We start from the raw sequence: 13,207 nt of genomic DNA on the forward strand, positions 1-13,207 counted from the left end.
TGAGACGTGGTGCGTCGTGGTCACTTGTCACCGAGGGCGACCCGGACGAGGCTCTCCAGGTCCATCGTGTCGAGCGCGCTTCCGTGCTCCTCCTCCTCGTCGTCCGCGGTGGCGGATCCGTCCACGGAGTCGGCGAGTTGGAGCAGCGTGCGGACCAGTCCGGCCTCCCGGAAGCGGTCCAGCGGGATCGCCGCCAGGGCCCGGCGGAACTCGTCCTCGCCGACCTCCGCGGCGTCCGGCTGCGCGGCCGCGTCCTCCGCCGGGAAGGCCTCGGCCTCCAGGTGGCGGGCGACGGCCGCCGGGGTCGGGTGGTCGAAGATCAGCGTGGCGGTCAGCCGGCGACCGGCCTCCGCGCCGAGCCGGTTGCGCAGTTCGAGCGCGGTGAGCGAGTCGAGGCCGAGGTCGAGGAAGCCGCGGTCCGGTTCGACCCGGTCCGGCGAGGCGTAGCCCAGGACGGCCGCGACATGGGCGCGGACCAGGTCGAGGACGGCGCGGGCCCGCTGCTCCGGCGGCAGCTCGCCGAACCGCTCCCGGAACGTCGTCGTCCCGGTGGCGGCGGTCTCGCGGCGCCTGGTGGTGCGGATCAGGCCGCGGAGCAGCGGCGGCACCTCGGCCTGCGTCCGCAGGGCGGCGGTGTCCAGTCGGGCGGGCACCAGCACCGGGCGGTCCGCCCGCAGGGCGGCGTCGAACAGGGCCAGACCCTGGTCGGACGGCATGCCCGCGAGTCCGGTGCGGCTCAGCCGCACGAGATCGGCCTCGGCGAGGTGCCGGGTCATGCCGCCGGCCTCCGCCCACAGGCCCCAGGCCAGGGACTGCGCGGGCAGACCGGCTGCTCGGCGCCGCTGCGCGAGGGCGTCGAGGAAGGCGTTGGCGGCCGCGTAGCTCGACTGGCCGGACTGGCCGAGCACGCCGGCGGCCGAGGAGAACATCACGAAGGCCCGCAGGTCGCTCCCGCACGTCAGCTCGTGGAGGTGCCATGCCGCGTCGACCTTCGGCCGCAGCACGGCCGCGACGCGGTCCGGGGTCAGGGCGGTGATCACGCCGTCGTCCAGCACGCCGGCCGTGTGCACCACGCCGACCAGCGGTTGCTCGGCGGGCACCGCGGCCAGCACGGCGGCGAGCGCCTCCCGGTCGGCGGCGTCGCAGGCCGCTACCGTCACCTCGGCGCCCAACGCGGCGAGTTCGTCGCGGAGTTCGGCCGCTCCGTCGGCGGCGAGCCCGTGCCGGCTGAGCAGCAGCAGGTGCCGCACGCCGTGCCGGGTGACCAGGTGGCGGGCGAACAGGCCGCCGAGCAGACCGGTCCCGCCGGTGATCAGCACCGTTCCGGTCGGGCCGAACGGGTCCGCGGCCTCCGCGCTCGGCGGGACGGTTGCCAGCCGGGCGGCGGACACCCGCCCGGCGCGCACGGCCAGTTGCGGTTCCGGGGAGGCGAGCGCCCGGACCAGCGCCGGGTAGGAGTCGGGGTGCTCGTCGGTGTCGGCCAGGACGAAGCGGCCGGGGTTCTCCGACTGGGCGGACCGGAGCAGACCCCAGAGCGGGGCGTGGACCAGGTCGGCGACGTCGTCCGCCGGGTCCACCGCCACGGCGCCGCGGGTGAGCAGCACCAGGCGGGATGCGGCCAACCGGTCCGAGGCCAGCCAGGCCTGGACGAGGCCGAGTGCGTCGGCGGCCGCCGCGTGGACGGCTGCTGCCGTCGGTTCGGGGCCGGGCCGGTACGGCACGACGACGGTCTCCGGCACCGGGGCGCCGGCGGCGACCGCGGTGAGCAGGTCCGCGAGCTCGGCGAACTCGGCTTGCTCGGCGCCCAGGAGGAGCGGTGCGGCGGCGCCGGTGGTCGCGGGAGCGGTCTGCACCGGCACCCACTCGACCTGGTGGAGCGAGTCGCGGTGGCCGTGGGCGGCGGCGCTGAACTGCTCGGGCGTGACCGGCCGCAGCGTCAGCCCACCGACCGAAACGACCGGGCGGTCGAGCTCGTCGGTCGCCAGCAGCGAGACGGTGTCCGGGCCGGTCGGCGTCAGCCGGACCCGCAGCGATGTGGCAGCGGAGAAGTGGACGGTGACGTCGGACCAGGAGAACGGCAGCCGGACGCCGCTCGCGCCCTCCAGCAGGCAGACGTGCAGCGCCGCGTCCAGTAGGGCGGGGTGCAGGCCGAAGCCGTCTCCGTGCCGCTCCGGCGGGAGGGCGATCTCGGCGAGCAGCACGTCGCCGTGCCGGCCGAGGGCGCGCAGCCCCTGGAACGTCGGGCCGTAGTCGAAGCCCGCGTCGGCCAGCCGGTCGTAGAGCGTGCCGGCCGGCTCGAACGCCGCCGTCGGGGCCTGCCACGCGGCCGGCGACACCGCCGGGCCGTCCGCGGCCAGGAGGCCGGTGGCGTGCCGGGTCCAGTCGCCGGCGTCGCGCGCCGAGTGGATGGTGAGGGGGCGTCGGCCGGTCTCGTCGGGGGCGCCGACGCGGACCTGGAGACGGGTGGCGTACTCGGTGAGCGTCAGCGGGGCTTCGAGGGTGAGCTCTTCGAGGTGCTGGCAGTCGATTCCGCGCCCGGCCTGGAGGGCGAGCTCGACGAATGCGGTGCCGGGCAGGAGGGGGGTGCCGAAGACGGCGTGGTCGGTGAGCCAGGGGTGGGTGGTGAGGGAGATCTGGCCGGTGAGGATGATCTCGTCGCCGTCGGCGAGCGGGAGCAGTGCGCTGAGCAGGGGGTGTTCGGCGGGGGTGAGGCCGGCGGCGGTGACGTCGCCGGTCGCGGTCGGGGCGTCCAGCCAGAAGCGTTCGCGCTGGAAGGGGTAGGTGGGCAGGTCGGGCGGGGCGACCGGGTGGGGCGGGACGGTCGGCCAGGTGACGGTGGCGCCGTGGACGTGGGCCTCGGCGAGGGAGGTGAGCAGGCGGCGGAGGCCGCCCTCGTCGCGGCGCAGCGAACCGACGATGGCGGTGGGCCGGCCGGCGTCGTCGGTGGTGTCCTGGAGCGCGCTGGTGAGGACGGGGTGGGGGCTGGCCTCGATGAAGGCGTGGTGGCCGTCGGTGTGGGCGGCGTGGGTGGCGTCGGTGAAGCGGACTGTCTGGCGGAGGTTGGTGTACCAGTAGTCGGCGTCGAGGGTCGTGGTGTCGATCAGGCCGCCGGTGACCGTGGAGTAGAACGGCACGGACGCTGCCTGAGGCGTCACTCCGGCCAGCTGGGTGGCCAGGTCGGCCTGGATGGCTTCGACGTGGGGGGAGTGGGAGGCGTAGTCGACGTCGATGCGGCGGGCCCGGATCTCGTGCTGCTCGCAGTGGTTGAGGAGTTCGTCGAGGGCGTCGCCATCGCCGGCGACCACGGTGGCGGTGGGGCCGTTGTGGGCGGCGACGGTGAGTCGGCCGTCCCACTGCTTGAGCAGTTCGGCGGCGTCCTCAGCGCTGAGGGGGAGGGAGGCCATGCCGCCGTGTCCGCTGATGGCGAGGATGGCCTGGCTGCGCAGGGCGGCGACGCGCGCGCCGTCCTCCAACGAGAGCGCGCCCGCGACGGTGGCGGCGGCGATCTCGCCCTGGGAGTGGCCGATGACCGCGGCGGGCTCGATCCCGAGGGAACGCCAGAGTTCGGCGAGGGAGACCATGACGGCGAACAGCGCGGGCTGCACGACATCCACCCTGGTCAGCTCGTCCTTGCCGCGCAGCACCTCCGTGAGCGACCAGTCGACGTGCGGGGCGAGTGCGGCTTCGCAGTTGGCGATCCACTGGGCGAACACCGGGGAGGTGTCGAGGAGTTCGGCGCCCATGCCGATCCACTGGGAGCCCTGGCCGGGGAAGACGAACACCGGCCGGTCGAAGGTGCCGCTGCCCTGGACGACGCCGGGGGCGGCGGTGCCGTCGGCGAGGGCGGTCAGGCCGTTCAGCAGCTCGGCGCGGTTCTCTCCGATCACCACGGCCCGCTGCTCGAACACGGACCGGCCCGACACCAACGCCCCGGCCACCGCGGCCGGTTCCCACTCCGGGTGGGCCTCGACAGCCGCCCGCAGCTGCCCGGCCTGCTCACGCAACGCCCGCTCGTCCCGCGCCGACAGCACCCAGGGAACTACCGGGGAGGGCGAGTTGACTTCGACCCCGCCGCCTGCCGGTGCTTCCTCCAGGATCACGTGCGCGTTGGTCCCGCTGATCCCGAACGAGGAGACGGCGGCCCGCCGGGCGCGCTCGCCCGCCGGCCACTCCTGCGCCTCGGTGAGCAGCGCGACCGCCCCCGCGGTCCAGTCCACGTGTGTGGTCGGCTCGTCGACGTGCAGGGTCCGCGGCAGCACGCCGTTGCGCATCGCCATGACCATCTTGATCACGCCGCCGACGCCGGCCGCCGCCTGGGCGTGCCCGATGTTGGACTTCAACGACCCCAGCCAGAGCGGCCGTTCGGCCGGCCGCTCCTGCCCGTAGGTGGCCAGCAGGGCCTGGGCCTCGATCGGGTCCCCGAGCTTGGTGCCCGTGCCGTGCGCCTCGACGGCGTCCACGTCCGCCGCCGTCAGTCGGGCGTCGGCCAGCGCCGCCCGGACCACCCGCTGCTGCGAGGGGCCGTTGGGCGCGGACAGTCCGTTGCTGGCACCGTCCTGGTTGATCGCCGAACCGCGTACGACCGCCAGCACCCGGTGCCCGTTGCGCTCGGCGTCCGAGAGTCGCTCCAGCAGCAGGACTCCCACGCCCTCCGCCCAGGCGGTCCCGTCCGCGGCGGCTGCGAAGGCCTTGCAGCGGCCGTCGGGCGCGAGGCCGCGCTGGCGGCTGAACTCGACGAACATGCCCGGCGCTGCCATCACCGCCGCGCCACCCGCGAGCGCCATCGTGCACTCGCCGTTCCGCAGCGCCTGCGCCGCCAGGTGCAGGGCGACCAGCGAGGACGAGCACGCCGTGTCGACGGTGATCGCCGGGCCCTCCAGCCCGTACACGTAGGCCAGTCGGCCCGAGAGGACGCTCACCGTCGTTCCGGTGAGCACGTGGCCCTCGACGCCGCCGCTCGCCTCGTGCATGCGGGCGCCGTAGTCCTGCGTCATCGCGCCGACGTAGACGCCGGTCCGGCTGCCGCGCACCGATGCGGGATCGATGCCGGCGCGCTCGAAGGCCTCCCAGGAGGTCTCCAGGAGCAGCCGCTGCTGCGGGTCCATCGCCAGGGCCTCACGCGGGCTGATCCCGAAGAACGCGGCGTCGAACCGGTCCGCGTCGTGCAGGAAGCCGCCCTCCCGGGCGTACGTGCGGCCGCTCTGGTCCGGGTCGGGGTCGTACAGCGCCTCGACGTCCCAGCCGCGGTTGCCGGGGAACGGCGTGATCGCGTCGCGGCCGTCGGCGACGAGCTGCCAGAGGTCCTCGGGGCTGCGGACCTCGCCGGGGAACCGGCAGGCCATCGCGACGATCGCGATCGGCTCGTCCGCGCCGGCCGCCGCCGTGAACGCCGTGGGCGCCGTGGACGTCTGGTCCTGCCCGCCGGACAGCGCGGTGAGCAGGTACCGGCCGAGGGCCTGCGGCGTCGGGTGGTCGAAGAGCAGGGTCAGCGGCAGCCGCAGCCCGGTCGCCGCCGCCAGCCTGTTGCGCAGCTCGACCGCCGTGGCGGAGTCGAACCCGAGGTCGCGGAAGGTGCGGTCGGCGTGCGCTTGCGCCGCCGTCCCGGGACCACGCAGAGCGGCGATCTCGGCGCGCACCAAGTCGCCGATCCACCGGCGCTGTTCGGCGTCCGACCGGCGGGCGGCCGGCGACGCGGCGCGGAACGGGTAGGTCGGCAGCGGCACCCGCCGTGCGCCGGAGCCGGCGAAGACGGCGGCCCAGTCCACCGCCGCACCGCGGACGTGCAGTTCGGCCATCGAGGCCAGCAGCCGGTCCGCCCCGCCCTGGTCGCGGCGGAGCGTGCCGACCACGGCCGCGGCGTCGGCCAGGCCGGTGTCCTCCAGGGTCTCCTGGAGGCCACCGAGCAGTCCGGGGTGCGGGGCGACCTCCAGGAAGGTGCGGTGACCGTCGGCCAGCAGCGCACGGGTGGCGTCCTCGAACCGGATCTCGTTGGTGATGTTCTCCACCCAGTACGCGCCGTCCAGCCCGGCCGTGTCGAGCAGGCCGCCGGTGCGCGAGGAGTAGAACGGGACGGTGGAGGTGCGCGGGCGGACGCCGGCGAGTTGGTCGAGCAGGCGCTCGCGGTCCAGCCGCAGCCCGGGGGAGTGCGCGGCGAGCCCGTTGCCGAGCTTCTTCGCCGTGACGCCCTCGGCCGTCAGCTCGGCGAGCAGCGCGTCCACGGCCGCGCGGTCGCCGGAGAACAGGACGGACTGCGCTCCGTTGGTCCCGGCGATGTCCACGGTGCCGAGCTGCGGGTCGGCGGTCCGGCCGGCGAGCCGCGCCGCCAGCTGCTCGCGCGGCAGCAGGGCGGAGGCCAGGTCGCCCTGGCCGGTCGCGCCGGCCTGGGCCTGGCTCCAGCGCGCCACCACCAGGGCGGCCTCGTCCAGGGTGAGTGCGCCGGCGACGTGCGCGGCGGCGATCTCGCCGAGGCTGGCGCCGACCACGGCGGCGGGCTCCACGCCGCAGGCGCGCCAGAGCGCGGCGAGCGAGACCATCACGGCGAACAGGACGGGCTGGACGACGTCCACCGCCACCAGCGCCGGGGCGCCCGGGGCTCCGCGCAGCACGTCGGTCAGCGACCAGGGGAGGTACGGTTCGAGCGCGTCCGCGCAGGCCTCCAGGTGCTCCCGGAACACCTCCGAGGTCTCCAGCAGGTCGAGTGCCATGCCCGGCCACTGGGTGCCCTGACCGGGGAAGACGAAGACCGTGCCGGCGGCGGTGCCCGCCGTACCGGCCTCGGCGACGGCCGTGCCGCGGACCAGCGCCGGGCCGAACTCGCCGTCGGCGAGGGCGCGCAGGCCGCACAACGCGTCCTCGCGGTCGCCTGCGACCAGAACGGCGCGCTGCTCGAACACCGTCCTGGTCGCGGTCAGGGAGAGGCCGACGTCGGTGATCCGGAGCTCGGGGTCGGCCGCGAGGCGGTCCTGGAGCGCCCGCGCCCGGGCGCGCAGGGCGGCGTCGCTGCGGGCGGAGAGGACCAGCGGGGTGTGCGGGGCGACCAACGGCCGCGGGGGAGCAGGCCGTTCCTCCGCATGCCGCTCCTCCGCGGGCCGTGCCTCCTGGGTCCCGGCCTCCGCCGTTTCCCCGGAGCGGTCCTCGACCGCCTCCGCGGCCACGGCACCGATCAGGGCGAGCGGGTCGCCGCCCGACGCCGGGGCAGCGTCGGTGAGCACGCCCAGGATCCGGTCCCCGTCGCCGCGTGCCTCCGGCAGCCGCCGGAGCACCGCGAGGACGGCGCCGCCGTCGCCGGCGAGGGCGAGGTCGCACTCACCGCGCCGCAGGCTCGCCACCGCCAGCTCGACGGCCGCCCGTGCAGCGGACGCCGAAGGCTCGACCGCCGCGAGCGGGCCGCGCAGGTCCAGGACGGCGGCGAGGCGCTCCGCGACGCGGTCCCCGGCCGACGCGGCGAGGAAGACGCCGGTCCGGCCCCCGCGCAGCGCGGCGGGGACGATCCCGGCGTCCTCCAGGGCGGCCCAGCCGAGCTCCAGCGCGGCCCAGTCGGCGGGGCCGAACCCGGCGGCCCGCTCGGCCGGGACGCCGAAGAAGGCGGCGCCGCCGTCCGGGCCGTCGTGGCCACGGGCGTCGGTGTCGGGTCCGGACGGCGGGCAGGACAGTCCGACGACGGCGACCGGGCCGTCCTCACAACTCGTCTGGTCCACGGCGTACTCGGCTTTCCTCTTCGTCTCGGCTCCTGCCCGGTCCGCCGGTGCAGGTGATGGCGCATGCGGTGTGGTCGCCGCGAACCGCGGCCGGGCGTCCGGTGATCGGGCCCACTCGCGGACCGACCGGTACGCGGTCGGCCGGGCGGCGAGGGCCGGCGCGGTGGGCAACCCGGATGGGGGGTGCGTCCCGGGTGCGTCGGGGTAGCGGTGGGTTCCCTCCTTCGGCGAGCCGTCCGCGCCTCCGCGGCGGCTGCGTCCCGCCGGGTCCGGCGTGGTTGCGGCCGCCTCGTGTTGATCTACGTACTCAACGAGCACCCTGCCAGGGACTTCTTGGTGGCGTCTTGGCGGTGACTTGGAGGCAACTTGGATCCGACTTGGATCCGACTTGGAGCGGCTCCGGACGACGGCCCCGACCTGGGAGGACGCGGACACGACAAAGAGTTGCCAAAGGTCTTGACTGGCATATGCATGTCAATCAAATGGACGTAGAACGGCCCGGCCGGCGGGGCGGGCGCGGGGCCCGCCCGCCGGCCGGGCCGTCCGCGAGGGCAGCTGCCGGGTGGCGCGTCGTCCGGCGGCCCCGCGAAGGGGTGCCGGACGGTGGTTCAGGCGGACCCGGCGAGGCGCTCGCCGCGCAGGATGGTGCCGAACAGCTCCTGCAACTCGTTCCCGGGGTCCACGCCGTACTCCTCCGCCAGCGTCCGGCGGGTCCGGTGGTACGCGTCGATCGCCTCGGCCCGCCGGCCGGACCGGTAGAGCGCCTTCATCAACAGCCAGCTGAACCGCTCCCGGGCCGGGAACCGCGTGGCGAGCGCGGGGAGTTCGGCGGCGATCATCGAGAAGTCGCGCTCCTCGGCCAGCGCGGCCTCCCAGAGGCTCTCCAGCGCCAGGAGTCTCAACTCCTCGAACCGCGAGGCCGCCTGGGCGCCCACCGCGTAGTCGCTCACCTCCGGATACGCGGACCCGCGCCACAGCGCCAGCGCCCGCTCCAGGGTCCGGCGCGCGTTCTGGTGCAGCCCGGCCTGGAGCTGCCGCCGGCCCTCGTGCAGCAGCCGCTCGAAGCGGAACGCGTCGATGCAGTCGTCGTCCACCGTCAGCACGTAGCCGGTGGCCTCCCGCCGCAGGACCGTGTCCCGGCTGCGCGGCGGCCGGTTCGGCTCCAGCAGCCGCCGGAGATTGGAGACGTAGCTGTGCAGGTTCGCCATCACGTCGTTCGGCGGGTTCCGCGGCCAGACGGCCTCGGTGAGCTGTTCCGCCGTCATCGGCTGGCCGGGCGTCAGGAGGAGGGCGGTCAATACCGCCCGTTGGCGCGCCGACCCCGGATTCACTGGCCTTCCGTTGGCCTGAACCCCTAACGGGCCAAGAACACTGAAAATCACTGCGTGCCCCTCCGCCGCAAGTCACCCCGAGTACCGCAGAAACGTCGTCGACCGCCTGCCGGAAAGATCCTGATGCCAGGGCAGATCCCACGGGGTCGCACACGTTCTCGGACTGTCGGTGACAGAGTACTTGTAAATCCGTCCGAACTCAGGTCTGGATTCAGTGCGCTCGGGTTTGGTATGGCACGCCCACATACGGGCTCGCCGCCGCCCGTCGATCGACTTCCCCGGCGCCGCGGCCGCCCGAACTACCGCTTCTGAGCTGGGAAGACAATCCCCCGGGCGGCGGCATCCGGTACGACTCGGCCGCATCCGCCGAAAACCGGCGGACATTTGAAGCTTGCACATCCGGCACTCCGGTCCCGCCCGGACGTCCTCCTCCGTCGCGGCCCGGCGGGACGCCGGCCGCGCGGCGGCAACGTGATTCCGGGCGTGTCGCGCGGCGCTCGGATTGCGCCTCCCGGCGCCATATGTGGCCGAATTCCTCTGGTGCGGGCCACCTGCCGGCGGGCACCCCGGCCGCGTGTTCGGCGCTGTCCGGATCTCGTCGCCACCGTGACCTGGAAGGGATGGGCCGAGGTCGCTCCCAAACCCGTCGAGGTGGTGATTTCGACGACTCCGGTCGCCGCCGCCGGGGCCGACGGGAACGGCCCGGCAGCCGACCGGACGGGAGCCGACCAGGGCCGACGGGCCGGCCCGCGGAGGGCCCCGATTCTGTCAACGGGTGACCGTGGCGTGACAGTTGGTGTTCCCCTCGGGGTGTGGGCCGCCCCGGCGCCGAGGCGGCCCGGGGCTGTCCGGGCGCCGCGAACCTGGGCTCCGACCAGGCCGTCCTCCGCCGGGCCTGGCCCGCTCCGACGCCCTGTCCGCCGTCCGGAACAAGCCGATTGTCGGACGGTTCCGGCCCCGGAACGACGGCCTGCACCGCCCCGACCTCGCACCCCACCGGCTCCGGCGGACCGTGCTCCGGGCACGCTTGCGGTGGCGACGCCACGCAGGGGGTCGACGGCGTGTCAGGGGGGCCACCTAGAGTCCCGCCCATGACGACCTTGATGATCGATTCCGGCCCGATCGACGCGGATGCGCCGGTGACCCGCGTGGGCGGCGTGCCGCTGGCGCCGGAGGGCACCGCCTGGCCCTGCTGCTCCTCCTGCGACGGCCCGATGCAGTTCCTCGCGCAGATCGTCCTGGCCGACCTCGACAGCGACGACGGTGGCAGCGGCAGCGGCCCGAGCGCGCAGCGAGGAGTGCTCGCCCTGTTCGCCTGCCAGAACGACCCCGGTGCGTGCGAGGACTGGGATGCCTCCTCCGGTGGGAACCGGGCACTGGTCTTCCCGCTCGACGGCCTGCAGCCGATACCGCTGCCCCGGCCGGACGGGAAGGACGCGGAGGACGCCGACGACGCGGAGGAGGACGGCTACGGCCACGGCAACGCGTTCGACCAGGACGAGTACGACCACGAGGACGACGACGAGGACGACGACGAGGGCGTACTGCTGCTCGGCGCGACCCGGGCCGTCGGCCTGGACCAGGAGGGCGACCCCGACTACGGCCGGGCCCGCGCGGCGTGGGCGGCGAGGACCGGGAACGCGACGTCGGCCGTGCTCGGTCAGCTCGGCGGTCGCCCCGACTGGCTCCAGTTCGACGAGACCCCGTCCTGTTCCTCCTGCGCCCGCCCGATGTCCTTCGTCGCCCAGCTCCAGGAGGGCCCGGACCCGATCACCGCGATGAACTTCGGGGGCGGTGGCAGGGCCTACGCCTTCGTGTGCGAACCCTGCGCCGGTGCCGCGTTCCTCTGGCAGTGCTGACGAGCCCGTCGCCGGGACGGGGGAGGCACCGTGCGGGGTGAGCGGGGTGGGGCCCCGGCTACCCGCCCTCGGTGAAGGCCTCGCGCAGACGGGCCTCCTCGTCCGCCGAGAGGTTGGTCTCGACGAGCTCGGCGTGCCGGCCCTCGAACTCCGGCCGGATCCGGTCCAGGACGGCGTCCGTGGTCAGCGCGAACAGCGCGGAGGTGCCGGGCGTCACCTTCTCCCGGATCTGCTTGATGAACGCCTCGTCGATGCCGAAGTTGGCGAGGTGGCCGCCCAGGGCGCCCGAGGCCGCGCCGACCGCCATGCCGAGCACGGGGACGAAGAAGATCATGCCGAGGAGGAAGCCCCAGAACGCGCCGCCCAGGGCGCCCATGCCGGTCATGTCGCTCAGGTGCCGGGTCCTGGGCTTGCGGGCGCCCTCGGGCCAGCTGACCACGGCCCCGTCCTGGACCTTGATCAGCTCCTGGCGTTGCAGCCGCTTCAGGGTGTCGAGGGCCTCATCGGCCCCGGTCGCGGTGGGGAAACGCCACACCGTCAGGGTTGCCATCCTGACCTCCGGTCTCGACGGACACGCACAACGGCCTCCATCCTCGGCCCGGCCCCCGGGCGCCGCCACACGGAGCGGCCCACCCGGGCGGCACACCCGTCGAGGTGTCCTCAGGGGCTGCGGGCGGTGATGTCGCCGTGCGAGGTGGTGGCGCGGACGTCGAGTCCGGCGCTGCCGTCGTTCCGCAGGCCGTTGCTGATGCGGCCGTGGGCGGTGCCGGCGTCCAGGGCGGCGGAGGCGCCGGTGGCGGCGCCGACGGTGATGTCGCCGGACTGGATGCTGAGGACGACCGCGCCGCGGACGGCCTCGGCGATCCGGATGTCGCCCCGCTGGGTGCTGATCTCGGCGGGGCCGCCCAGCCGGCCGATCTCGACGTCGCCGTCGGTCGCGGTGAGGCGGACGCTCGCGGCCTCGTCGATCTTGATCTGGCGGTACGCGCCGTCGAAGGCGATGTCCCCGAGGCGGCCGACGCCGCGCAGTTCGGCGGCTCGACGGCGATGTCGCCGGTGGTGTCATGGCACCGCGTCAGTCGCACAGGGCTGCCACGTGCGCCTTCACCAGTCCCATGCTCCGCGGGGCGCTCTGCTCGCGCCTCAGATCGGCCCCGAGATCGAAGACGTTACCGACGAGGACCAGCTGCCGCTCAGCGTCCACGGTGGTGAGCGAAACGCTGGTGAAGCCGGGGCCGCCGCCGTCGGTCTCCCAGACACCGATCCGCTTGGCGTCCGGCCCCGAGCCGCAGGGCAGGTCGAGGCGCTGAACGCCGAGTCCGTACGCCGCCGGGCCGGGGGTGGGCACCGTGGTCAGGAGTTCGCGCTGCTGGGCGGGGCGCAGCAGCTTGCCGGTGAACAGGGCGCGGTGGAACCGGGCCATGTCGTCCACCGTGGAGATCATGGCGCCGGCGGTCCAGTCGTACGACGGGCTGAACCAGGTGACGTCCTGTCCTTTGAGGTCGTAACCGTGCAGGTGAGGGCCGTGAATGGTCGGGTCGGTCAGCGGGAAGGAGGTGTCCTTCAGGCCGAGCGGGGCGAGGATCCGCCGACGGATCTCGGCGGGTGCGCTGTGGTGCGTGACCGCCTCGATCACCAGACCGGCGAGCAGGTAGTTGGTGTTGGAGTAAGCCCAGTGGTCGCCGGGGGGCGTGAACTCCGGCTCGTGCCGGACGGCGCGGGCGATCACCTCCCGGGGGGTGTGGACGTGGTCCCGGTCGTCGCGCTCCAGGTAGGGGGCGAAGAACGCCGGCTCGGTGGTGGGGTCGTAGATGCCGGAGGTGTGGTTGAGCAGCTGCCGGACGGTGACCGCTCGGCCGTCGTTGCCGTTCCCCCGGACCACGCCGGGCAGCCACTTCTCCACGCTGTCGTCCAGGGAGAGCCGTCCTTCGCCCTCCAGCTGCAGGAGCACCGTCGACACGAACGACTTGGTGTTGCTGGCGATCCGGAACCGCTGGTCCGGCCGGGCCCGCTCGCCGGTCGCCGTGTCCGCGAGCCCGGCCGCTACCCGCGACTCCAGCCCTCCGCGCCTGGCGTACGCCACGACTCCGGGGAAGCCGTCCGCGACCGCCTGCTCGATGCCCTCCCTGAGGCCGGCGGACTGCGATGCCGGCACCGGCTCCGCAACGGCCGCCGCCGGGAGGAACCCCAACACCGCCACCGCACACGTTCCCACCCGCAGTGCTGCGGCCCTCGCGCGTGCCCTCATCGATCGCCCCTGTTCGTGATGTCCGTCCCGTTCACGTCCAGCGTGCCGGGCGGTCGCGCGGTCGCCCACCGT

5 protein-coding genes and 1 pseudogene are annotated in these 13,207 nt (G+C 74.6%); 1 reads left to right on the forward strand and 5 read right to left on the reverse strand.

The features are described 5' to 3' along the window. Positions 1-20 precede the first annotated feature (20 nt). Together RMN57_RS33085 and RMN57_RS33090 are read right to left on the reverse strand one after the other, a co-directional pair. The gene (locus tag RMN57_RS33085) at positions 21-7,697 is read right to left on the reverse strand and encodes an SDR family NAD(P)-dependent oxidoreductase (RefSeq protein ID WP_313766970.1); all 7,677 of its coding nucleotides are present in this window, start codon (positions 7,695-7,697) and stop codon (positions 21-23) included. 608 nt (positions 7,698-8,305) lie between these two features. Next, positions 8,306-9,079, reverse strand: coding sequence for an AfsR/SARP family transcriptional regulator (locus RMN57_RS33090; protein ID WP_313766971.1), 774 nt, complete (start codon positions 9,077-9,079; stop codon positions 8,306-8,308). A gap of 1,040 nt (positions 9,080-10,119) precedes the next feature. On the opposite strand from RMN57_RS33090, the gene RMN57_RS33095 reads away from it, so the two are divergent. Further along, positions 10,120-10,887 carry a DUF1963 domain-containing protein gene (locus tag RMN57_RS33095; protein WP_313766972.1) on the forward strand — a complete coding sequence of 256 codons (768 nt, stop codon included), beginning with the start codon at positions 10,120-10,122 and terminating at the stop codon, positions 10,885-10,887. Between the two features lie 58 nt (positions 10,888-10,945). On the opposite strand, the gene RMN57_RS33100 is transcribed toward RMN57_RS33095, so the two are convergent. From RMN57_RS33100 to RMN57_RS33110, 3 genes and pseudogenes are all read right to left on the reverse strand, one after another. Beyond that, positions 10,946-11,437, reverse strand: coding sequence for a DUF1269 domain-containing protein (locus tag RMN57_RS33100; RefSeq protein ID WP_313766973.1), 492 nt, complete (start codon positions 11,435-11,437; stop codon positions 10,946-10,948). A gap of 110 nt (positions 11,438-11,547) precedes the next feature. Then, positions 11,548-11,925 (reverse strand): annotated as a pseudogene (locus RMN57_RS33105) (DUF4097 family beta strand repeat-containing protein); the annotation flags it as partial. A gap of 37 nt (positions 11,926-11,962) precedes the next feature. Beyond that, complete coding sequence (locus tag RMN57_RS33110; protein WP_313766974.1) at positions 11,963-13,042, reverse strand: serine hydrolase domain-containing protein; 1,080 nt, start codon at positions 13,040-13,042, stop codon at positions 11,963-11,965. Between the last annotated feature and the right edge of the window lie 165 nt (positions 13,043-13,207).

Source organism: Kitasatospora sp. CM 4170 (genome assembly GCF_032110285.1).
GTDB lineage: Bacteria > Actinomycetota > Actinomycetes > Streptomycetales > Streptomycetaceae > Kitasatospora > Kitasatospora aburaviensis.